Source organism: Corynebacterium sp. HMSC078A10, from assembly GCF_001811565.1.
In the GTDB taxonomy this organism is placed as follows: domain Bacteria; phylum Actinomycetota; class Actinomycetes; order Mycobacteriales; family Mycobacteriaceae; genus Corynebacterium; species Corynebacterium hesseae.
The window spans coordinates 34,724-58,034 of sequence record NZ_KV805207.1 but is presented as its reverse complement, the minus strand read 5'-3'; the positions used below and the strand labels follow the sequence as shown (position 1 = coordinate 58,034).

Here is a 23,311-nt window from a genome sequence, read left to right as displayed (position 1 = left end):
CACACCGCTACCATTTCAGTCTTCTGAACAATATGGCGGTACGCAGGGCAAGGCTACGCGCACGCAGTTATCCAATGATGGTGGAATCGACGGGATTATTGACCAGGATGCGCTGGGGCTGTCTCGCATTTACGTGCAGGCTAAGCGGTATGCGTTGGATAAGAGCATCGGCCGACCGGCTATTCAGGGATTCGTGGGTGCGCTGCAGGGTGCGCAGGCGGATCGAGGGGTGTTCCTGACTACAGCGACTTTTTCAGATAAGGCGCAGGAGTATGCGGATGCGGTGTCGTCACGCGTCGTCTTAATCGACGGTGACAGGTTGGCGGAACTGATGATCCGCTACGGCGTGGGCGTGCAGGTCAAGCGGACTGTGGCACTGGTTGAGGTGGACGAGGATTACTTCGAGTAGGTAGAGGCGGATTCTTGCGTTTGCGGGAGCGAGTACAGCCTTTCGCTGCGTTTAAAAAAGGACAGGCGCCCAGCTCAACGAAATGGAGCTGGGCGCCTGTCATTGGTCACGTCGGGGAAACTATTTCCGCCCTTTCGCCTTAAAAAAGTTAATGGCGATGACCTAAGAAGCCAATCTCTAGAAAGGGAGCTTGAACCCTAGTTGCGGCAGGAAGGCCACAACACCAATGCCTGCGGCGGCAAGGATTGCCAAGACGATGGCGATGATTCCGCCAGTGGAGGAACCGCTGTCATTGGTCTTATTGGGCTTCGGCGCTGGAGTGGTTGTGGTCGGTTTTGCGGGCGCGGTGGATGAAGGCGCTGTGGTGGACTTAGTCGCGCTGGTCGTGGTCGGCTTGGGCTTGGTTGTAGTTGGCTTTGCCGTGGTCGGCTTTGCGGGTGCAGTAGAAGTAGCCGCCGGGGTGGTCTTAGCCGGACGGGTTGTGGTTGGTTCCGTCGTAGAAGGAGGCACAACGGAAGTGGTCGGTGTCGTGGTTGTTCTAGTGGACGGAACTGGTTCAGAGGTCGGCGGCGTAGTAGAGGCCTCAGCTTCGGATTGTTCCTTCGCGAGGTAGGCGTTTTCGCAAGCACCAGCAAGGGTGACAGTGGAGCTGAAGGGCAAGGTAAAGCCCATGACTTCGAGGCCTGCTACGGCTTCGAATTCATCCTCGAGAGGTTGCAGACGAAGCTCCCCCGGCTTCATGAGATTGGTCAGCTTTTGAGAAGTAGTGGGGAAACCAGCATGTAGACCTGCGGAGTACGAGGGCACCTGCGTCCGAAGATCCATGGCAGAATCCTCGACTTCACCGTTCTGTGAGTTCACTACGGGGAGATCGCCGTAGGGATACTCAGCGAGTTCGCTGGGAGTCCAATTGCGCGCCACTTCCCAATTGAAGGGATATCCGTTGGCCGCCCAATCCTTGTACTTGGCCTCAGTGTCAGAATTGGTGAATACGAGGTAGGAAGCGTCCAAGCGGTCGTAGCCCTGAGCTGCAAGCTCAGCCTCAGTGGGGAGCGCAAAGAAGCTGATGTCAGACCAGAAAGTGAGCATTTTGTGGGTCTGAGGGGCGGAGTCTAGGCGGGCAAAGCTGTCCGCATACTGCGGGAAGTCCTGGCGCATGCGGTTCTGCAGTTTGGTTTGTTCCTCGAGTTTCGCAGCGAAGTACTTCTTAGAGATTTCCTTTTCCGCGGAGTCGAGGGAGACCACACAAATCTCTTTGCCATTGCGAGTGTCCAGCTGAGCATCGAGAGCAGTAGCGGAAGGGACAGAAACCAAGGAGAGCGAAACGGCGATGGAGACTCCAAGACCGAGCCGAGAGTATGTCATGAGAGAGTTCAACTTTCAGAGAAGAGAAATAGTGACCTTGTAGTTATAGCCCAAGATTGTGTCTGAAGTCTTGGTTATTAGTAATCAAAATTATTTTTATGGATCTGCTTGTTTGTTGGCCTGCTGCCTTGAAGAAACGATGCATGCCGCAGCATGAAAATGAGTAGGCATTCATCGGGCACGAGGAGCTGCGTTCGCTCTTTCGAATTTTTCGAATTGCCCTATGATGAACTTATGGATGAGGCACGGAATCACCGCCCCCACACGACGCTTCCGCCGCAGGACCTGAAAGCCATGCTTGACGTGAGCAGGTTCTTAGAGCAGCAGTCGGGACCTACTGCGCTAGTGGGGCCCGACGGGCAGGCGGTAGATCTGCCCGAGGAGGCATTGAGCGTATTACTTGACGCAGTTCACGCGATGCAGCAAGGAAAGGCCGTGACTGTTGCGCCCGTAGACCAGTTGCTCACAACGCAGCAAGCGGCAGATTTCCTGGGCATTAGTAGGCCGACTCTGGTGAAGAAGCTTGAGGATGGATCGATTGCGTTTGAGCGCACTACCGGTGGAAGGCATAGGAGAGTTCGGCTCGTTGACCTATTGCGGTACCGAGATGGGCTGCGGAGTGAACGCCGCAAAGCACTGCGAGAGCTGGCGTCTGAGGCCCAGCGTGCTGGTGCCTATGACGTAGATACTCTAGATAAAACTGACGGCGCTGTGGACATTACGCAGATCTTTAAAAACGTCCGCAAGGAAGCGGCGCAGAAGGCTCGGCGTGGATAGTCTGTCGGCGCATCTGGATGGGGTCATGCAACGAGCCATCCACATAAGCCATCACAAGCGGTCGTCACGGTCCAGTAGCGAAATAATGTCGGTTCCAGGACGCAGATTGTCTGTGTGCCTTGGCTGCGGGGCTGTGGCGGCTGGCTGTGAATAAGGCTCTGGAGCGTGGCTCAAAATTCCGGCAGCCACTAATTGCTTCACGGGGCTATCTGGGGATGAGATGGGGACAATTCGAACGATGGCTTGATTGCGGTCAGTGATGACCACGTTGTGACCCGTAGCGGCCACTGCACGCACTATGTGCTCAGAACGCTGGGTGAGTTCGCGCAAAGAAATACTGGTCATCGTTTTAGCTGCCTTGTCTGAACATCCGGTGGACGGGAGTTTTGTCCTTCTTTATTGGTTTATTGGTGTCCTTGTTTTTGAGTGGTGGACCTTGGAACAGCCAACTGTAGAACTGCAGGACAACGGTGATTCTAGTGGCGTATTTAGGCAAGGACAAGGGGCGAATGCAGTGATTAACCAGGGAGGACGGCGATAGGTCAGGGAAGAGAGAGGCTGAAGAGATTGACCCGGGAAAGGAGTAATTCTGGTAGCTAGGTATAGGGCGGTGACTTAGAATTACTGGAATCAAGCTGTATTCGATATGACACCACGTCCCTGGTGATGTGAAAACTTGTCCCTGGAGAACTCTATGGTGACCACTACTCCCCCGACTGCTGGGCGCAACGGTGTGCCAGGTGGGCCTGCACGCAGCAACTTCAGCTTTGTACGTTACGTCTGGCCCACTGCGTATGAGGAATGCCTGAAGGTAGAGCGGTTCGTCGATGCGGACCCCGTGATTTCCTGCTTTTACGCGCGCAAGGTGTTGGAGCGGGTGGTCAGCCACATCTGGGTGCTCCGAAATTTGGGTGACACTCAGTACCGCAGCTTGGCGGAGATGACCCGAGACCGCGCCTTCACTGACTGCGTGGATAACCAGACCATGTTGCGCAAGATGACTCTCTTGCGCAAGAGCGGCAACGACGCCGCACACGCCGACGACATGGAAGGCAAGCAAGCGCCGACCTCCCCGCAGAGGGCGCGGAAGGCGGCGGCGCACCTCTATGACCTCATGGCCTGGGCGGTGCGGTACCACTCGGCCAACCCTCAGGCCGCACCGGGTCCGCAGGCGGCTTTTGATACTAACCTGCTGGGCCAAGCCACAGCTGACTCTTCAGGCATTCACGTTGCTGGGCGCTCCCAAGCGCAGACCGCCGCGTACCTCAAAAAGCTGGAACAGAAAGATGAGGAGCTAAAGAAGAACCGGCTGCTGCTCAACGAAGCCCAGGAAGCAGCACGTCAAGCGGAGGAGAAGCGCCTTCGTGAGGCTGCCCAGTTCGAGCTCAAGCGGCGGAGCACGGAGATTAAGGCGAAGGCGGAGATCGCCGATGCCCAGGAGCAAGCCGAAGCGGAGCGCGAAGCTGCACGGCAGGTGAAAGACGAACTTGCTGCCAAGATTGAGGCCCTCCAGGAGCAGTTGGCTGAGCAACAAGCAGCCGCTGCAGAGCGCGCCGGGGTGGCAGCACCGTCGGCTGCGCCTTTGGCGATCAGCGAGGCCGAGACCCGCCGACAGCTCATTGACCCGATGCTCGAAGCGGCAGGGTTTAGTGATGATTCAATCACTCGAGAGCTCGAGCTGCGCGGCATGCCCAACACCTCCGGTGTTGGATTCGCAGATTATGTCTTGTGGGATGATGACCGCACACCGCTGGCCGTTATCGAAGCGAAGAAATCGATGGAGTCTATGAGCGTGGGCGCCCAACAGGTGAAGCTGTACGCGGATTGCATCGAGCGCGAATACGGCACACGGCCGGTCATGCTGTGTACCAACGGCTATCACATTGACCTGATCGATGATGCCGCTAACCTTCCTGGCTCCGGTGTGGGCTATCCCGCCCGAGAGGTTGAAGGTTTCCCCACTGCGCAGCAATTTCGCCGCATGATCGGGCGGCGCACCATGCGTGCCCTATTGAGTGAGACGGCGGTTGATACGGAGATTGCTGGCGGCGGCGCCCGCACGTATCAGCTCGAGGCCATCCGCGCGGTGACGGAGACGTTGGAGAGGCGGAGGCGTCGCCAAGCATTGCTGGTCATGGCGACGGGAACTGGTAAGACGCGTGTGGCCGTGGCCACCGTCAAGCTGTTGCGCCAGGCCGGCTGGGTGGGCAAGGTGCTGTTCCTGGCGGACCGCACTGCCTTGGTCAACCAAGCGCACAAGGCTTTTGTGAGCATGTATGCGGAGTCCACGCCCGTGAACCTCATCAAGAATCCTGAGCAGGTGGGTGATGTGTACGTCACTACCTACAACACCATGATGAACCTGATTGGTGATGACGGAGACACACCGGCCAAGTTTGGGCCGTTCGACTTTGACCTCATCATCGTGGATGAGGCCCACCGCTCCGTTTACAACCGCTTCAAGCGCATCTTGGAGTACTTCGATGCCTACGTGGTGGGGCTGACGGCGACGCCGAAGAGCGAAATCGACCATGACACATATGCGCTCTTTGAGATGGAAGATAAAACCCCGTCCTTCGAGTACGGCCTCGATGAAGCCGTGGCAGATGGAAACCTCGTTCCCTTCAAGACGGCTCGTCAGGACTCACTCTTCCTGCGTCGTGGTATGTCCTATGACGAGCTCTCCCCCGAGGAACAGCTGGCGTGGGACACGTCCGATTGGGGTACCGACGAGGACGGTGGGCGCCTAGATCCGCCCGGGCAGATTTCCTCGGCGGAGATCAACCGCTACCTGTTCAACAAGGACACCATACGCAAGGTGTTGAAAACCGTGGTGGAGAACGGGATTCGCGTGGGCGGCGACCAATTGGGAAAGACCATCATCTTCGCCCGGACCCAACGCCACGCGGAACTTATCAAGGAAGTCTTTGACGCGACGTTCCCGGAGTATTCGCGCACTGGTGCCTCCGTGATCACCACGCACACAAAGTATGCGCAGTCGGCCTTAGACGAGTTTGCAAATCCGGACGGGGACGTCAACATCGCGATTTCCGTGGACATGCTGGACACTGGCGTCGACGTACCCGAGGTGGTTAACCTCGTCTTCTTCAAACCCATCTACTCCCCCACCAAGTTCTGGCAGATGGTGGGCCGAGGGACGCGATTGCGCCCGGACCTCTTCGGGCCGGGGATGGACAAGACGCACTTCCTCATCTTCGACTTCTGCGGCAACGTGGATGAGTTCTACAAGGGTGAAGCCCGTGATTCGGCCACGGGACGCCCGCGATCGCTGTCGGAAAAGCTTTTTGATGCCCGCGTGGGATTGCTCGCGCAGCTGGACAAGCACTCCGATGCCCCAGAACTGCGCGCCGAGCTTGCCGACTCCCTCCACGCCTCAACGGCGTCTGTGCCGCTAGGCCACATCATGGTCCGGCCCGGCGACAAAGAAACCCTGATGCGCTACCGCGAGCGCTCCGCCTGGGACGACGTGAATGAGGAAAAGGCTGAGCAGCTGCGCCGCCATCTCGCACACCTGCCGCTGAACACAATGAAGGAACCAGAGACAGCTAAGCGCTTTGATCTGGTGATTCTGAAGCTCCAAGTGGGGTTGCTCGACCACAGCCCCGAGTTTGCGGCAATGCGCCAACGCGTGGAGGGTATGGCGAATGATCTCATGGCCGTGAGCTCCACCATCCCCATGGTGGCCGAGCGGCGGTCCTTCCTCGAGCGCGCGCTGGATCCGGAGTGGTGGAAGAACGTTACGGTCGAGGACCTCGAGACCATCCGCATCGGCATGCGTTCGCTCATCCAGTTCGTGCCCAAGGGAAAGCGCAACGCCGTGACCCTCGACATCCAAGATGAGATGGGTGAACTCACGATCGATGATGAGATGCCTGGGCGGCTGCCCGGAACAGGCTCTTACCCCTCTCAGGCCGAACAACAGCTGCGTGATGTGCTGCAGGAACACGACAACGATCTCGCGATGATCAAGTTGCGTAGTGCACGTGCGCTTAACGCAGAGGATGTTGCCGCGTTGGAAGCCATGGTGGCTCAGGCTGGCGGGGGAAGCGTGGGCTTCGAGGAAAGCATTGACAAGCTGCGGGAACGCATGGGTGGAGACAGTATTCCTGCCTTCATTCGCCGCTTGGTAGGTCTTGATGAAGCTGCAGTCCAGGAGCAATTTGCGGACCTTCTCAGCAACACTTCGTTCAGCGCCGCCCAAATCCGCTTCATCAAGATGCTGGTGGACGTGCTGGTTCACAACGGTGGCGTGGCCTACGAGGAAATTTTCCAGCCGCCCTTTGATGAAGAGGGCTCTGTCGTCGATATCTTCTACAACAAGACCGATGTCATCGTGGATTTGCGCAAGCGCCTTGAACGGATTGAAGCAACGGCACAGGCTAACTAAGTGCCGCCGCTCTGCGGGAAAGGACGCGGTCTAGCTGGGTCTAACTGGGGTGATGTCCGTACGGTGACTACACTGTCTAACCATGACTAACCCGAGCGATAACACCACCCACCGCTACACGCCGGAGCTCGCCGCGCAGATTGAAAAGGCCTGGCAGCAGTACTGGAAGGACAACGGCACGTTCAACGCGCCGAACCCAGTCGGTCCGCTCGCGGAGGAGGGTAAGGAACTTCCCGCGGAGAAGCTGAACATCCAGGACATGTTCCCCTACCCTTCGGGCGCAGGCCTTCACGTGGGCCACCCGCTGGGCTATATCGCTACGGATACCTATGCGCGTTATCAACGCATGCTGGGCAAGAACGTCCTGCACACGTTGGGTTATGACGCCTTCGGCCTGCCGGCGGAGCAGTACGCCATCCAGACGGGTACGCACCCGCGCACCACGACGGAGGCGAATATCAAGAACATGCGCCGCCAGCTGGGCATTCTGGGCTTAGGCCACGATCCGCGCCGCTCCGTGGAGTCCACCGACCCCTCCTTCTTCAAGTGGACGCAGTGGATCTTCCTGCAGATTTATAACTCCTGGTTTGATGAAGAGCAGCAGAAGGCGCGCCCGATCTCTGAGCTCATCAAGGAGCTTGAGGTGGGCAAGCGCACCACCAAGGACGGCCGCTACTACGCGGATCTCACCAAGGAAGAGCAGCGCCACGCGCTCGACGAATTCCGTCTTGTTTACCTGTCCAACTCCACCGTGAACTGGTGCCCGGGCCTGGGCACGGTGCTGGCTAATGAGGAGGTCACCGCGGAGGGCAAGTCCGAGCGCGGAAACTTCCCGGTCTTCCGCAAAAACCTGCGTCAGTGGATGATGCGCATTACCGCCTACTCCGACCGCCTGCTCGATGACCTGGAGCTTCTGGATTGGCCGGAGAAGGTCAAGTCCATGCAGCGTAACTGGATTGGCCGCTCCCGTGGTGCAGAGGTCAGCTTCCACGCCGAGGGTTACAACATCGACGTCTTCACCACCCGCCCGGATACTCTCTTCGGTGCGGAGTACGTGGTGCTGGCCCCGGAGCACGAGCTTGTCGACGCCCTCCTCTCCCCCATCCCTTATGACGATGATGTGGATGAGCGCTGGACCTTCGGTCATGATGATCCGAAGGAGGCCGTGGAGGCCTACCGCGCGTCCATCGCCGCGAAGTCCGACCTGGAGCGCCAGGAGAACAAGGAAAAGACCGGTGTCTTCCTGGGTACCTATGCCACCAACCCGGTCAACGGCAAGCAGGTGCCGATCTTCATCGCAGACTACGTCCTGACCGGCTACGGCACCGGCGCCATCATGGCGGTCCCGGCGCACGATACGCGTGACTATGAGTTCGCCACGGTCTTTGGGCTGCCGATTACTGAAGTGGTTGCTGGCGGCGACATCACCAAGGAGGCGTACACGGAGTCCGGCAAGGCCGTAAACTCCGCCAACGATTCCCTGGACATCAACGGTATGTCCAAGGATGAGGCCATCGCCGCCATCATTCCGTGGCTGGAGGAACAAGGAGTAGGCCGCGAGAAGATCCAGTACAAGCTGCGTGACTGGCTGTTTGCCCGCCAGCGCTACTGGGGCGAGCCCTTCCCCATCGTCTACGACGAGGCCGGCCAGGCCTACCCGCTGCCGGAGTCGATGTTGCCCATCGAGCTGCCTGAGGTGGAAGATTACAAGCCGGTGGCCTTCGATCCGGATGATGCCGATTCCTCCCCGCAGCCGCCGCTGGCCAAGGCCCGCGAGTGGGTTGAGGTGGAGCTGGACCTGGGTCTTGGGGATGGCCCCAAGACGTACTACCGCGACACCAACGTCATGCCGCAGTGGGCAGGTTCGTCCTGGTACCAGCTGCGCTACATCGATCCGACGAACGATGAAGTCTTCTGCGATCTGGAGAATGAGCGCTACTGGACGGGCCCGCGTACAGAAGAGCACGGCGCCAACGATCCGGGCGGCGTTGACCTCTACGTCGGTGGCGTTGAGCACGCTGTGCTGCACCTGCTCTACTCGCGCTTCTGGCACAAGGTGCTCTTTGACCTGGGCTTTGTAAGCTCCAAGGAGCCCTACCGCCGCCTGTACAACCAGGGCTACATCCAGGCCTACGCGTACACGGATTCCCGCGGTGTCTACGTCCCGGCCGCCGAGGTAGTAGAACGCGATGGCGCGTTCTACTACGGGGATGAGAAGGTCAACCAGGAGTACGGCAAGATGGGCAAGTCCCTGAAGAATGCCGTGGCCCCGGATGACATCTGCAACGACTATGGTGCCGATACCCTGCGCGTGTACGAGATGTCCATGGGCCCGCTGGATACCTCCCGCCCGTGGGCGACCAAGGACGTGGTGGGCGCGCAGCGCTTCCTGCAGCGCCTGTGGCGCTTGGCTATCGATGAGAACTCCGGCGAGCTGTCCACGACGGACGCCGCGCTTTCCGACGATGACCTGAAGCAGCTCAACCGCACCATCGCCGGCGTGCGTGACGACTATGAGAACCTGCGCCTCAACACCGTCGTGGCCAAGCTCATCGAGTACGTCAACTACCTGACCAAGACCTACCCGAAGGGAGCGCCGCGCGCGGCCGTTGAGCCGGTAGCGCAGCTGGTCTCCCCTGTTGCCCCGCACATTGCGGAGGAGCTGTGGAAGCGCTTCGGTCACGAGGAGACCATTACTTACGAGTCCTTCCCGGAGTTCGATGAGAAGTACCTCGTCGACGATGAGATTGAGGTTCCGGTACAGATCAACGGCAAGGTCAAGGCCCGCGTCATGGTGCCCGCCGATGCCGACCAAGCCACCGTCGTGGGCGTGGCAAAGAGCGATGAGCGCATCGCCGAGCTGACCGCCGGCAAGAACGTGGTCAAGGAGATTTACGTCCCGGGCCGCATGGTCAACCTGGTGGTGAAGTAAAACCAACGTGGCTCCGTTAGATGGCGGCCGCAACTGCCCTAGTTGACGAAACCAGCGCCCTTCCAGCGAAGGATCGTGGGGAAAATTGTCAGTTAGGGCAGTTTTGCGCCTAGGCGTGTACCTTCGTCACTCCCCTCGCAGCGCGCAACGTCTGCGTGCCTCCATTGACATGCAGGAGGCAACTGACAAAAGGCGTCTTACAAAAGGCATCAGTCAAATGGCGTTTTCGCGACCAAAAACGCCATTTACTCAGTGCAGATGGCGTTTTTAGACCCAAAGATGCCTTTTACCAGATGCCTTTTGCAGGACGCCTTCCTGACCTAGGCGGATTTAGTGCGCAACAATCCCACCTCACCGCCGAACAACACCAGGGAGCAGTGTTATGAGTGTCGTCTACATGGTCGCGGCTTGGAGCTAATCCAGCTCTTGGTTCAGCTCCTCGCGCACCTTGGTGATGATCGCGCCGAGGAAGCCCTCGCAGCCATCGGTAATCATGGGAAACGTGGAATCATCCTCAAGGACGCCCAGCGTGAACAGCAGGTCGCGGGTGATGGCGTGCGTGTAGTCGTATTCCGGGTTGAACTCCCACTCGCCGCGGAATAAATGGACTAGTTCGAAGGACAGTTGAGGAATGCCCTCCGGTTCGGCGTAGGCATAGGGGATGTTGTTCAGGACGACCTGCGTTGCCCAGAGCGGATCGCTCATGGCCTTGCGGCCATATTTGGTGAGCTTGATATCCGTCGTCGTGGTCTTGATCCAATCCAAGTCCGTCAAGAAACCCCGCAAGTTCAGCAACGGCTGGTGGTAGTCCTCGCGCTTGACCTCATCAAAATCATTGGGGCTATTCAGTCCCTCCTTGAGGCGCGCGACGGCCGCCTGCTTGAGGTAGCCGGCCCCGGTGAGACGCGGAAATTCCTCGATGACCTCGAGGTATTCGCGTATGCGCTGGCCTACGTGGGCGGCGGTGGCGTCGTCAAGCGCCGGCAGCTCATAGTCGGGGCGCAGCTCCGGGTAGGCCTCGTGGATGTCCGCGCGCCATTGCTCCAGCAGCTCCGGGGAGGGCACGGGGATGTCTTCGAAGGGGGTGGAGCGGAAGGGATCGAGCGGGAGATCCCCAGGCAGCGCGGGCTTGGTGCCGCCCTCGAGGTTGGCGGCCTCCGTGCCCATGGTGGCCAGGCGCTGCGCCACTGCTGGCGGGAAGAACGTGGTGAGGCGTTGGTGGATTTGGTCCAGTGTGTAGTTGGGGAAGAGCGCGAAGATGCGCTCCATACTATCCGTGGGCACGGCCATGTAGGCCATGGTGGCCTGGACGTCGAGGACCACCTTGAACATCGCCTCGGCACTTCCGAGCTCACTCATGAGATCGGGACCCTCACCGGCGATAAGCGCGGGAAGGCCCATGACGACGCGCGAGCTATCGGCCACGCTGATGCTGATATTCCATGCGCCGTCCGAGGGGTGGTAGTGCGCTACCTCCCGGAAAGTCTCGAAAAAGTCCTGGTCAATGATGCTGAGGACGTCGATTGGCGTATCGTCCCCACCGACGAGGATTCCCGGATGAGAGGGCTCGAGGCCGAGTGCGGCGTGGACGATGATCATCATCTCGCCCACGGTGAGTTCCGCGGGGGCGGCGACGAAGCGGGACGTGGTGAAGAAGGGATTCTCCACGTCGATGCGGACGTTCCTAGCGAGGTTCATAGTGACCGACAGTATTAGAAAACCGTGCTAGCCGCGCGCCAACGCTTCGCCCACGCGCTTGCCCGAGTGGATGCATCCGCCGAGGAAGGTGCCTTCCAGCGCATTCTTGCCGTGCATGCCGCCACCGCCGAAACCGGAGGCCTCACCGCAGGCGTAAAGGCCGGGGAGTACCGTGCCGTCGGGGTTGAGGCACTGGCCATCGAGGTTGGTCTCCAGGCCACCCAGCGTCTTTCGGGTCAGGAATTTCAAACGCACCGCGATGAGCGGGCCCTTGGATTCATCGAGGATGCGGTGCGGGGGAGCCACGCGGATGAGCTTGTCACCCAAGAAGCCGCGGGCCACGCGCAGGTAGTTGACTTGGGTGTCCTTGCTGAAGGGATTATCAAGCTGAGAATCGCGGTCTTCCAGGACTTTTCGAAGTTGGGCCACATCAATGGTGGGGGAGCCCTCCGGAGAGATGTCGTTCATTCCGGCGACGAGATCCTCCAGGTTGTCTTTTACGACCCAGTCGATACCGTTGTCCATGAAGGCCTTGACGGCCACGTGCGTGCCGGGGCCCAGCTTGCCGGCGAGCTTCTTGAATTCCTTATCCGTCAGATCCGGGTTCTGCTCCGAGCCGGAGAAGATGAATTCCTTGTCCACGATGGCCTTGTTGAGCACGAACCAGGAATAGCCGTGGCCGGTCTGGCCAATGTGGGCGAGTGCGGCCAGGTTATCGGTGCCGGGGAAGAGGGTGGTGGGCAGGCGGTTGCCTTCGGCGTCGATCCACAGCGCCGAGGGCCCAGGGATGATGCGGATGCCGTGGCCGGGCCAAATGGAGTTCCAGTTGGTCATGCCCTCGGTGTAGGCCCACATGCGGTCGGTGTTGACCACGGAGGCGCCGGCCTGCTGGGCGATGTCGATGCCGCGGCCGTCGACATGCGCGGGAACACCCGTGACCAGCTCCTTCGGGCATTCGCCCCAGCGCTCAGTGGGCCACATCTTGCGTACCTTCTCCAGATTGCCGCCGATGCCGCCGGTGGCAATCACCACGGCGGAGCCGCGCAGTTCAAAGTGCTTGACGACGTCCCTCGGGCTGGCCTCGCCACGTACCTGATTGGTGGGGGAGAGGACGCTGCCGCGCACGCCCACCACACGCGGACGACCCGCCTCGTCGTTCTCGACGACGAGCTCATCCACGCGGTGGCGGAAATGGAACTCTACCTGGCCTTTTTCTTCTGCATTAAGGAGCGGCTCACGGAAGACGCGCACGACCTCTGGGCCCGTGCCCCAGGTGAGGTGGAAGCGCGGCACGGAGTTGCCGTGGCCGGAGGCATCCCCGGAGCCGCGCTCTGCCCATCCGATGGTGGGCAGGACGTTGAGGCCTAGGCCTTTGAGATAGGAGCGCTTTTCATTGGCGGCGAAGCGCACGTATTCGCGTCCCCATTTCTCACCCCAATAGTCGTGACGGTCCTCCTCGGTCACTGGGTCATAATCGGCTGAGTTGGTCCAGTCCCGCCACGCCAACTCTTCGGAGTCCTTGACCCGCATCATGGATTGTTCGGGAGAATTGACATAGAACAGCCCGCCGAGTGACCAAAAAGCCTGCCCGCCGAGGTTATTGCGGTTTTCTTGTTCAAGGAAGATGACGTGCTTGCCACCTTTGAGGGCCTCGTAGCCGGCGACCATGCCGGCGAGGCCGGTGCCCACGATGATGACGGAGGTTTCGTTCATGGAAAGAAACTTTACGCGATGAAAGAACAGTTAGGGGGAGTATTCAGGAAGATGTACAGAAACAATGGAGTTTCGGCATTTGTTAGTTGGGGGTAAATGGGGGCGTAAAGAGGACGTAAAGATTCGAGGCTGAAGGTGTAAAGATGCCGCAAAGAAAAGGTAAGTACAGCGGGGTGTGCTCCTAACGTCACTAGATGTCAGATGCCGATTAGGAGGCACTGATGCTCGGTGACAACCTTCACTGAGCACGGACTAGTGCAGAACATTGCACGCGCACAAGGGGGTCTCTCCCACATGTTGGACATTCTGGTCATAGTGATCGTGGTCCTTGCGTTCAGCGGTCCTTCCTCCATCAACGAGTTTATGGACGGAGACGCGTAGAACATGAACACCATCACAGCAGTCATCGGGCTCATCATTGTTGTCGCGCTCGTGGCTTATCTCATCATTTCCCTTATTGACCCGGAGCGTTTCGCATGATCGCTAGCATTGCGGCGGTGGCGCCGCAGTATCTTGCCCTCCTTGCACTTCTAGCAGCGGCCTACGTGCCGCTGGGCAATTGGATGGCCCGCACATATACCTCTGAAAAAGACTGGGCCGTGGAGCGCCTTGTGTACAGAATTTTGCGTATTGACCCTAACCGGGGCCATAACGCTAAGAACTACGCTCGCGCTCTGCTGGGCTTCAGCCTGGCTTCAGTCCTCGTCCTTTACGCAGTGCAGCGGCTCCAAGCGGTGTTGCCAAGTTTTGGAAACCCCCGCGAGGAAGCCGTGGAGCCGTGGATGGCCTTCAACACCGCGGCTTCCTTTACCTCCAACACCAACTGGCAGTCCTATTCCGGTGAAGACACTCTGACGAACGCTTCGCAGATGCTGGGCCTGACCGTGCAAAACTTCGCCTCAGCCGCAGTGGGCATGTGTGTTGCTGTCGCCTTGATCCGCGGCATCGGTCACTTGGGGTACAGCCGCGATACGTTGGCAACCGAGAATGGTCAGCACCTCATCGGCAACTTCTGGGTGGACCTCACCCGCGGCCTCGTCCGCATCCTGCTTCCCCTGTCGCTATTCATCTCCACCGTGCTCGTCCTCGGCGGAACCATGCAAACCTTTGGCTCGAACCTGGTTACGGAGTCCGGTGTAGATATTTCCCGTGCTCCCGTGGCCAGCCAGGAAGCCATTAAGCTCCTGGGTACCAACGGCGGTGGCATCTTCGGTGCCAACTCTGCGCACCCGTTTGAGAACCCGACCGGCTTTACCAACTTGGTGGAGATCTTCTCCCTGCTTGTCATCTCTTTCTGCATGATTCGCACGTATGGTGTGATGCTCAAGTCGCAGAAGCACGCGTGGACGCTGCTCAGCGTGGCTGGTGGTTTGTGGACCGTGATGGTTGTTCTGGTGACTTGGGCACAGCACACCCTTGTCGGCGGCGCGTCTCAGTTGGCAGGCACCAACATGGAAGGTATCGAACAGCGGCTAGGCATTGATGCCTCAGCACTGTTCGCCGTGTCTACCACGGGTACCTCGACGGGTGCGGTGGATTCGATGCACGATAGCTATTCGCCACTGGGCGGTGGTCTGCTCATCCTCAACATGCTGCTGGGTGAAATCGCGCCGGGTGGTGTGGGTACTGGCCTCTATGGCCTGTTGGTTGTGGCCATCCTCGCGGTGTTCATCGGTGGCCTCCTAGTGGGCCGCACACCGGAATTTATGGGCAACAAGATTGGCCGCAAGGAAATTTCAGCGGTTAGCTTGTACATCCTCACCATGCCGGTTCTGGTCCTCGTGGGCGTCGGCGCTTCCGTGGCGCAGCGCAAACTCGTGGAAGCTTCAGCGACCAACTTCGGTGCGCCGGGCACGGCTGATAATGCCCACAGCCTGTCGGAAGTTCTCTACGCCTTTACCTCGGCGGCGAATAACAACGGTTCTGCTTTTGCCGGACTGACGGTGACTGAGCCCTGGTGGCAGATCACTTTGGGCTTGGCCATGCTGTTGGGCCGCTTCCTGCCCATCGTCTTCGCCCTTTACCTAGCCGGAAGCCTGGCAGGACAGAAGCGCCAGGCCACCACCGCAGGCAGCTTACCCACCTCCGGCATTACCTTCTCGCTGTTGACTATCGGAGTAATCCTGCTGGTTGCAGCGCTCACTTTCTTCCCTGTCCTCACCCTGGGTCCCATTTCGGAGGCACTATCATGACAACCCAAACCATCACCGCTGAGCCGGATAAGACTCCTCACCGCAACGCTCCGGAGAAGAGCAGTGGCCTCGCGGCTGCGGCGCTGAAAACGCTGCCGAGCAAAATGTCCCCGCTCGCCCAAGCACGCAACCCCGTGATGTTCGTGGTGTGGGTAGGCGCGGCACTGACCACTGTGTGGTCCATCCTCAACCCCAGCTTTTACGGATGGGTCGTGACGGTATGGTTGTGGTTCACCATTGCCTTTGCCGCCTTTGCCGAGGCATATGCCGAAGGCCGTGGCAAGGCCCAAGCAGACAGTCTGCGCTCTGTGCGCGATGATGCAACTGCCAATCTCATTACTGACTCTGGCATTGAAGTGGTCCCCGCGTCCGAGCTGACCAAGGGTGCCATCGTGCGTGTAGAAGCAGGGGAGACCATCCCGGGTGACGGTGACGTCATCGAAGGTGCTGCCACCGTGGATGAATCGGCTATTACTGGTGAGTCGGCTCCTGTGGTCCGCGAAGCTGGCGGTGACCGCTGTGCCGTGACCGGCGGCACCGTGGTGCTCTCTGATTCCATCAAGGTCAAAATCACCTCCGAACCGGGCTCCACCTTCGTTGACACCATGATCGCCTTGGTGGAGGGCGCGGAACGCCGCAAGACTCCGAACGAGATTGCGCTGAGCATCCTGCTCTCCACGCTGACCATCCTCTTCCTCGTCGCCGTCACTGCGCTTGCCCCGATGGGTCTATTCACCGGCGCGGAGCTTTCGCCACTATCCCTTATCGCTCTGTTGGTCTGCCTAATCCCTACCACCATTGCCGCCCTACTTTCGGCAGTTGGTATCGCCGGTATGAACCGCCTCGTTCGTCACAACGTTCTGGCCACCTCCGGCCGTGCGGTGGAGGCGGCTGGTGACGTCGCCACGCTCCTCATGGACAAGACGGGCACCATCACTTACGGAAACCGCCAGGCCACCGGCCTGATTGTGGCTTCGGGCGTTGATGAGCGCGAGGCTGCAGCGATTGCTCGCATTTCCTCCCTAGCGGATGAAACCCCAGAAGGCCGTTCCATTGTGGCCTGGCTGACTGAAAACTACTCTCTGTCCAGCGAAGGAGATGCAGAAGCGCGGAGTGCGGAGGTCGTTCCATTCAGCGCGTCGACGAGGATGTCCGGCCTTGACCTGGCTCACCGCAAGCTGCGCAAGGGCGCTGGCGATGCCGTACGCAAGTGGGTTACTGAAGCAGGTGGCACCTGGCCGCAAGAGATCGAGGATTCCGTAACCCGAATTGCACAAGACGGTGGCACCCCGCTGCCCGTCGCTGTGGAAGAATCCGATGGCAGCCGCACGGTTATTGCGGTGGTGCAACTGAGTGACGTCGTCAAACCTGGCATGGCCGAGCGCTTCGCTGAACTGCGTCAGATGGGTATCAAGACCATCATGGTGACCGGTGACAACCCGCTGACCGCAGCTGCCATTGCCAAGGAAGCCGGCGTCGATGATTACATCGCCGAAGCTACTCCGGAGGACAAGCTCGCCCGCATCCGTGAGGAGCAAGCACAAGGCCGCATGGTGGCCATGACCGGTGACGGTACTAACGACGCCCCAGCGCTGGCCCAGGCGGACGTGGGCGTGGCCATGAACACTGGTACCTCCGCGGCGAAGGAAGCTGCCAACATGGTGGACTTGGATTCTGACCCGACAAAGCTCATCGATGTCGTTCGAATTGGCAAGCAGCTGCTTATCACCCGCGGCGCGTTGACTACCTTCTCCTTGGCCAATGACCTGGCGAAGTACTTTGCCATCCTGCCGGCGCTCTTCTCCACGCAGTTGCCGCACTTGGAGCGCCTCAACGTCATGCACCTGCATTCCCCTGAGTCCGCCATTGTTTCCGCAGTTGTCTTCAACGCGCTCATCATCGTCGCGCTCATCCCCTTGGCGCTCAAGGGTGTGTCCTACAAGCCGGCCTCTGCGTCCTCACTGTTGCGTCGAAACCTCGGCATCTGGGGTCTCGGCGGTGTTATTACCCCCTTCATCGGCATCTGGGTTATCGACCATGTCGTCTCCCTCCTTCCAGGCCTATAAAGAAAACCTGCAAAGAAAAAGGAAGCAATAATGCGTGTTTATCTGCGTAATCTCATCGCCGGATTCGTCGCCGTGCTCTTATGCGTCGTCGCGCTGGGCATGATCTATCCGGCCGCGGTGTGGGGAATATCTCGCATCACCCCGAAATCTGCCGATGGAAACCTTATCTACCAGGGTGAATGCCTGGTCGGTTCCACTCAGATTCAGGATGGCTTGGAAGATGGCCCCTACTTCTTCGCCCGCGCGGAAGGTATGAGTAACTACGGCACATCAAGTACGGAGCTAGAGAAGGCCATCCGGGAACGCCGAGAGGAGATTGCTCAGCGCGAAGGCGTATCAGTGGAGCACGTGCCTGCCGATGCCGTTACCGGCTCCGGTTCCGGCGTGGATTCCGGCATCAGTCCTGAGTACGCGGAGCTGCAGGCTCCGCGTGTGGCCCGGGAACAGGGTATGCCTATCGAAGACGTGAAGAAGCTGATTGCAGACAATACTGAGCATGCCAGCCTGGGTTTCTTGGGCGAGGACACGGTAAATGTGACCACACTCAACATTGCATTGCCCACGCCAACCCCTTGCTCATAAAGATCAGCTCATAAGATGAAGCAATGTTGACCGAACCGACGACACCCCCGACGCGGGTCAAACGCGGCACCCTGAAGATTCTGTTGGGCGCCGCTCCCGGCGCGGGCAAAACCTGCGCCATGCTCAGCGAAGCGCACACGCTGGTCGACCAAGGCCGCGACGTTGTCGTTGGGGTAGTGGAAGACCACGGGCGCGCGTACACCAAGGCCCTGTGCGAGGGGCTGGAGATTGTTCCGAGGCGCACTGTCGAGGGCATTTCCGCGGGTGAAATGGACACCGCGGCGGTTATCCAGCGGCACCCGGAGATCGTTCTCGTCGATGAGTTCGCGCACTCTAATCCGCGCGGCGAGGTTCACGAGAAGCGGTGGGAAGACATTGAGCAGATCCTGGACGCCGGAATTGATGTCATGTCGACTCTCAATATCCAGCATCTGGAGAGTCTCAATGACGTTATCAAGCAGATCACGGGCATCGCGCCGCAGGAAACGGTGCCGGACGAGGTAGTACGTGCTGCCGATGAGATCGAGCTTGTTGACGTTTCCCCACAGCTGTTGCGCACCCGTCTGAGCGACGGCCACGTGTACCGCGAGGCGCGCATTGAGCCTGCACTCAACAACTACTTCCGCGTGGGAAATCTCACCGCGCTGCGCGAGTTGGCACTGCTGTGGCTAGCGGATCAGGTTGATGAGGCACTCATCACTTATCGCTCGGATCAGAAAATCACCGAAACGTGGGAAGCGCGTGAGCGGGTGGTTGTGGCCATCCAAAACGTTGCCCATGCTGAGACTCTTATCCGCCGCGGACGGCGCATCGCGACAAAATCCTCGGCGGAATTGCACGTGGTCCACGTTGTTTTCGGTGATTCCTTCACCTCTCGTTCCTCCTCGGTGGGGGGATCAGCGCAACAGCTCGCCCGGCTGCAGTCCTTAGCCCAGGATGTGGGCGCACGACTGCACCAGGTTACCGGGGACAGCGTCCCAGAAGCCCTGCTTAATTTTGCCCGGAGTGTCAACGCCACCCAGCTCGTAGTGGGGGTCTCGCCGCGGCGTCGTTTCGGCGTGCACTGGCACGGTACGGTAGCGGAAACGGTGCTGCGTGAATCCGGCTCAATTGACTGTCACATAGTCAACCTTCCCCCGGAAAAACCACTTCCGCTCACACGGATGCTGCATCCTTTCCGCCCTTTCCCGCAGCGCGCCATCGCGTGGCTTAGCTCAGCGTTGGCTTTCGTGGGGCTCACTGCGCTGTTGGTGCAAGCTGACGGCCAGGATTTGGGAACAGGTACTTGTTCCGCGTTCTACTTTGCGCTCATCCTGCTTGTCAGTTTGCTGGGAGGCCTGTGGCCGGCCGTAGTGGTGGCGGTGGCTTCCGGCCTAGCGGTCAACTGGTTCTTCACCGAGCCGATCCATACCTTCGATATTGCTGATCCCGCTAACGCCGTGATCGCCGTAGTCATGGTGGCTATTGCGCTGGCCGTCGGCATGCTCGTGCGCCGCGCCAAGATTGAGCGTGCGAACTCGGCTATTGCTGCGCGTGATGCTGAGCTACTCACGGTGTTTTCCCGCGCCGCCTTGAATCGCCGCGCGGATTCTTCTCCGAAGGATGCCGTGATGCGCAAGGTGGGGGAGGCTTTTAATTGTCGTAGAGCAGAGCTGCTGGATGAAAACGGTGACGTTCTTGCCACCTGGCGCGCAGCTACCCCCGAACGCACTTCGAAACACCTTCATATTCCCGAAAAAGTGCGCCATGAACAGGAAGTGGACACCGTTGTTGCGAGCGCAGATGGCACGGTTCAGCTGCGTCTCGAGGGCCCGACATTGTCTGCTCGTGACCGAGGTCTGGTCACCGTGGTAGCGGGCTATCTCGCAGGCATTGTTCGCCGCGAAAAGCTCTCTGCTGAGGCCGCGCGCGCAGATGCGATAGCCGCTGCTGACGAGTTGCGCCGAGCGCTGCTGTCTAGTGTGAGCCACGACCTGCGTACCCCGCTGGCCACGGCCAAGTTGGCGGTGTCCTCGTTGCGCAACGCTGACATTGAATTCACTCCCGAAGACCAGGACATGCTTTTGGCAGAAACTGCGGCGAGCATCGAGGAACTTACCGGATTGGTAACCAATTTGCTGGATTACTCCCGGCTCACAGCCGGCGCCATAACCGCCCGCCGAGACATCGTCGACGTAGCCGAAGTGGCTAATCGCGCCATTGCTTCCTGTGCCTTCGGGCATTCCCGAGAGCAAATTGGGCGCATTCACCTTGACCCTAGCGTGCGTGGAGTTACGTGCTGCGCGGATACGGCGCTCATGGAGCGCGTCTTGGCCAATCTCTTCGATAACTCCTTGCGCTATGCACCAACCGGCGACGTTACCTTGAGCGCCCAGACCACCACCGAACAGGTAGAACTGATCGTTGTCGATGAAGGCCCGGGCATCCCACCGGAGAAGCAGAAGGAACTGTTCCAAGCGTTTCAGCGTTTGGGTGATACCAGCAACGACAACGGTGTAGGCCTTGGCCTTTCTGTTGTCCAAGGCTTTGTAGAGGCCATGAGCGGTAGCATCGAGGTGGCTGCCACCCCGGGCGCAACCTTTATTTTGCGGTTTCCCGTCGCGGGAGGAGAACAAAAATGACGACGAAAAAGACCAGCATCGCCATTGTGGACGATGACCCCCGCCTACTTAATACGTTGAGTATTAACTTCAAGGCTCGTGGCTACGAGGTTCACCAGGCGCGTACAGGCGCAGAGGGACTACAGGTGGTGTCGCAGCAGCAGCCAGACGTTGTGATTTTGGACATGGGGCTGCCGGATATGGATGGCACCGTCGTGTTGGAAGGAATCCGCGGGTGGTCTGCGGTACCGGTCATCATCCTGACGGCGCGCTCCGATCCACTGTTTAGCGCCGCAGCTCTCGACCGTGGCGCGGACGACTACGTGACCAAGCCCTTCTCTATGGAGGAGCTTCTAGCCCGTGTGCGAGTGGCGTTGCGGCATGGTAGCCCACAGAGTCCGGTGAGGCGCACTGAGATCGCTGTGGTTCGCGCCGGGGATATCGTGATTGACGTTCCGCACCATTCCATCACCAAAGGTGGCGAGCCGCTGCATCTGACACCCACCGAGTGGGGCGTGCTCACCACGCTACTTCGCGCCCACGGTGGCTTGGTGCGCAAGGAGGACCTGCTCTCTGAGATCTGGGGTCCCGGCTTTGAGGGGCAGGGTCACTACCTCCGCATTTACACCTCCCAGTTGAGGCGCAAGTTGGAGGATGACCCCGCCCACCCACGGTACCTGCTCACAGAATCTGGGTTGGGTTATCGTTTCGTCATCCCAGAGACGGGATAGGAGAGCGACCTAACTTAAAGGTGGCGAAAAATGAGACACAATTCTCAAAAAAGGGTACCTATTGGTCGGCAGGTAGTATAAACTCCTCGCTAATACTCGTCCGCATGTGGATGCTGAAGGTTCCACTTTCAGGCTCATGCGGACGGGATGTGCTCTACAAGAAGGTGCTCTCATGTCCTCAACAACCACGACAAAAACTACGTCAACGCGCGATACGTTTAACACCCGCTTCGTCTTCCTTATGGCTGCTATTGGCTCCGCTGTGGGCCTGGGTAATATTTGGCGCTTCCCCTACGTTGCTTATGACAACGGTGGTGGCGCCTTCCTCATCCCGTACATGGTGGCGCTGCTGACCGCGGGTATTCCGATTCTCTGGTTTGACCTGGCCATTGGTCACCGCTTCCGTGGTTCAGCACCGCTGGCCTTCCGCCGCATTGGTAAAAGCTGGGAAGGCGTTGGCTGGTTCAAGGTCGGCGTGAACTTCTTCATTGCGATCTACTACGCCGCCATCATTGCCTGGGCGGCGTTGTACACCGTGAAGTCGGTAAAGCAGGCGTGGGGTGACGATCCTGCCACCTACTTCATGAGTGATTTCCTCCAAGCAGACCCAGAGACCACTTATTCCGGCGACGTGGTTCCCTCCATCCTCATCGTCATGATCCTCGTGTGGATCATCTGCATTGCGACGTTGGCCACGAGCATTAACGAGGGAATTGGCAAACTGACGTCGATCTTCTTGCCGGTTCTGGCGGTTATGTTCATCATCCTCGTGGTGCGCGCATTCTTCTTGGAAGGCGCCACGGTTGGCCTGAATGCCTTCTTTACTCCGGACTGGTCCGTACTGAGCAACCCCTCAGTGTGGATTGCGGCCTACGGCCAGATTTTCTTCTCGCTGTCCATCGGCTTCGGCATCATGATCACCTACGCGTCTTACCTCAAGCCGCGTACCAACCTTACGAACACCGGCCTGGTTACCGCCTTTGCGAACTCCTCCTTCGAGGTCCTCGCTGGAATTGGTGTCTTTGCCACCTTGGGCTACATGGCGGCGCAGCAGGGCGTGGCCGTGGATGAGGTGGCCTCCTCCGGTATCGGCTTGGCGTTCATCGCCTTCCCGACCATCATCAACCTTATGCCGTGGGGCGGATTCTTCGGTGTCCTCTTCTTTGGCTCACTGTTCTTGGCCGGTGTGACCTCGTTGATTTCCATCATGGAGGTCGTGGTTTCCGCAGTGGCCGATAAGTTCGATGTGTCCCGCCGGGTATCCGCGATTTTCGTCGGCAGCGTCATGGCGGTTCTGTCCTGCTTCCTCTTCTCCACGTCTTCCGGGCTGGTCACGCTGGACATCATGGATAAGTTCACCAATAACCTGGGTATCGTCTTTGGCTCTATCTGCGCGCTGATTGTGGTGGGCTGGATTACCGGCCGTCGCCGTGAAATCCAGCAGCACCTCAACGCCGTGTCCCAGTTCAAGGTTGGTGGCTTCTGGCAGATTCTCACCTTCGTGGCTACGCCGCTGCTTCTGGTGTACTTCCTTGTCAACGAGATTCTCACCATCGCGCGTGAAGGTTATGAGGGCTATGCCTCTATCCAGATTGGGCTCTTTGGTTGGGCAGCCCTCGGCCTCATCCTGTTGGGAAGTCTGCTTATGCCGCTCGTAGCTTTCCGCGGCAACAAGTACCTCGACGGGATAGAGACCTCGGATTACGGCGTCCCAGTCGGCGGGCGCCCCGCAGGTACTCCAAACCCGCTGGCTGCTGGCACTGTGTCAGAAGTGAGCACCGAGAGCGCAGCCGCGCCCGGACACAATGCCGTGCCCGTTTCAGGCCAGAAATAACAAC

16 protein-coding genes are annotated in these 23,311 nt (G+C 59.2%); 12 read left to right on the top strand and 4 right to left on the bottom strand.

Annotation, left to right across the window (positions count from 1 at the left end; all coding sequences use genetic code 11):
• A partial coding sequence (locus HMPREF2808_RS07315; RefSeq protein ID WP_210386960.1) for a restriction endonuclease occupies positions 1–409 on the top strand: 409 nt, incomplete at its 5' end.
• Between the two features lie 177 nt (positions 410–586).
• Here the strand turns inward: HMPREF2808_RS07315 and HMPREF2808_RS07310 are convergent.
• Positions 587–1,774 carry a hypothetical protein gene (locus tag HMPREF2808_RS07310; protein WP_070624327.1) on the bottom strand — a complete coding sequence of 396 codons (1,188 nt, stop codon included), beginning with the start codon at positions 1,772–1,774 and terminating at the stop codon, positions 587–589.
• Between the two features lie 234 nt (positions 1,775–2,008).
• Between HMPREF2808_RS07310 and HMPREF2808_RS07305 the strand changes: the two genes are divergently transcribed.
• Entirely contained in the window at positions 2,009–2,551 is a 543-nt protein-coding gene (locus HMPREF2808_RS07305) for an excisionase family DNA-binding protein (RefSeq protein WP_070624328.1), read from the top strand.
• A 51-nt stretch (positions 2,552–2,602) separates the two neighbouring features.
• On the opposite strand, the gene HMPREF2808_RS13970 is transcribed toward HMPREF2808_RS07305, so the two are convergent.
• Complete coding sequence (locus HMPREF2808_RS13970; protein ID WP_083309044.1) at positions 2,603–2,896, bottom strand: type II toxin-antitoxin system Phd/YefM family antitoxin; 294 nt, start codon at positions 2,894–2,896, stop codon at positions 2,603–2,605.
• 349 nt (positions 2,897–3,245) lie between these two features.
• Here HMPREF2808_RS13970 and HMPREF2808_RS07300 point away from each other — a divergent pair, with 349 nt between their 5' ends.
• Both HMPREF2808_RS07300 and leuS read left to right on the top strand, forming a co-directional pair.
• Positions 3,246–6,959 (top strand): type I restriction endonuclease subunit R, encoded by a 3,714-nt coding sequence (locus HMPREF2808_RS07300; protein WP_070624326.1) that lies wholly within the window; start codon positions 3,246–3,248, stop codon positions 6,957–6,959.
• 82 nt (positions 6,960–7,041) lie between these two features.
• Complete coding sequence (gene leuS, locus HMPREF2808_RS07295; RefSeq protein WP_070596473.1) at positions 7,042–9,891, top strand: leucine--tRNA ligase; 2,850 nt, start codon at positions 7,042–7,044, stop codon at positions 9,889–9,891.
• A 414-nt stretch (positions 9,892–10,305) separates the two neighbouring features.
• Here the strand turns inward: leuS and HMPREF2808_RS07290 are convergent, their stop codons facing one another.
• The gene (locus HMPREF2808_RS07290) at positions 10,306–11,589 is read right to left on the bottom strand and encodes a hypothetical protein (protein WP_070561867.1); all 1,284 of its coding nucleotides are present in this window, start codon (positions 11,587–11,589) and stop codon (positions 10,306–10,308) included.
• Positions 11,590–11,616: 27 nt separating this feature from the next.
• On the bottom strand, positions 11,617–13,302 hold the full coding sequence (locus HMPREF2808_RS07285; protein WP_070563929.1) for an FAD-binding dehydrogenase: 1,686 nt from the start codon (positions 13,300–13,302) through the stop codon (positions 11,617–11,619).
• 228 nt (positions 13,303–13,530) lie between these two features.
• On the opposite strand from HMPREF2808_RS07285, the gene HMPREF2808_RS13510 reads away from it, so the two are divergent.
• The 8 genes from HMPREF2808_RS13510 to HMPREF2808_RS07250 all read left to right on the top strand — a co-directional run bounded on the left by HMPREF2808_RS13510 (position 13,531) and on the right by HMPREF2808_RS07250 (position 23,307).
• Entirely contained in the window at positions 13,531–13,683 is a 153-nt protein-coding gene (locus HMPREF2808_RS13510; protein ID WP_158011604.1) for a hypothetical protein, read from the top strand.
• A gap of 3 nt (positions 13,684–13,686) precedes the next feature.
• Positions 13,687–13,782, top strand: a complete 96-nt coding sequence (kdpF, locus tag HMPREF2808_RS07280) for a K(+)-transporting ATPase subunit F (RefSeq protein WP_039672809.1) — start codon at positions 13,687–13,689, stop codon at positions 13,780–13,782.
• Entirely contained in the window at positions 13,782–15,494 is a 1,713-nt protein-coding gene (kdpA, locus tag HMPREF2808_RS07275) for a potassium-transporting ATPase subunit KdpA (RefSeq protein ID WP_369822001.1), read from the top strand. Before kdpF ends, kdpA begins: the two co-directional genes overlap by 1 nt.
• Positions 15,491–17,560 (top strand): potassium-transporting ATPase subunit KdpB, encoded by a 2,070-nt coding sequence (kdpB, locus tag HMPREF2808_RS07270; RefSeq protein WP_070533697.1) that lies wholly within the window; start codon positions 15,491–15,493, stop codon positions 17,558–17,560. The genes kdpA and kdpB overlap by 4 nt, the downstream gene beginning before the upstream one ends.
• Before the next feature lie 30 nt (positions 17,561–17,590).
• Complete coding sequence (locus HMPREF2808_RS07265; protein ID WP_070533699.1) at positions 17,591–18,142, top strand: potassium-transporting ATPase subunit C; 552 nt, start codon at positions 17,591–17,593, stop codon at positions 18,140–18,142.
• 23 nt (positions 18,143–18,165) lie between these two features.
• A complete protein-coding gene (locus HMPREF2808_RS07260; RefSeq protein ID WP_070533701.1) occupies positions 18,166–20,763 on the top strand; it encodes an ATP-binding protein in 2,598 nt (865 codons plus the stop codon).
• The gene (locus HMPREF2808_RS07255) at positions 20,760–21,473 is read left to right on the top strand and encodes a response regulator (RefSeq protein WP_070533703.1); all 714 of its coding nucleotides are present in this window, start codon (positions 20,760–20,762) and stop codon (positions 21,471–21,473) included. The genes HMPREF2808_RS07260 and HMPREF2808_RS07255 overlap by 4 nt, the downstream gene beginning before the upstream one ends.
• Before the next feature lie 172 nt (positions 21,474–21,645).
• Positions 21,646–23,307 (top strand): sodium-dependent transporter, encoded by a 1,662-nt coding sequence (locus HMPREF2808_RS07250; protein ID WP_070533704.1) that lies wholly within the window; start codon positions 21,646–21,648, stop codon positions 23,305–23,307.
• The last annotated feature ends 4 nt before the right edge of the window (positions 23,308–23,311 follow it).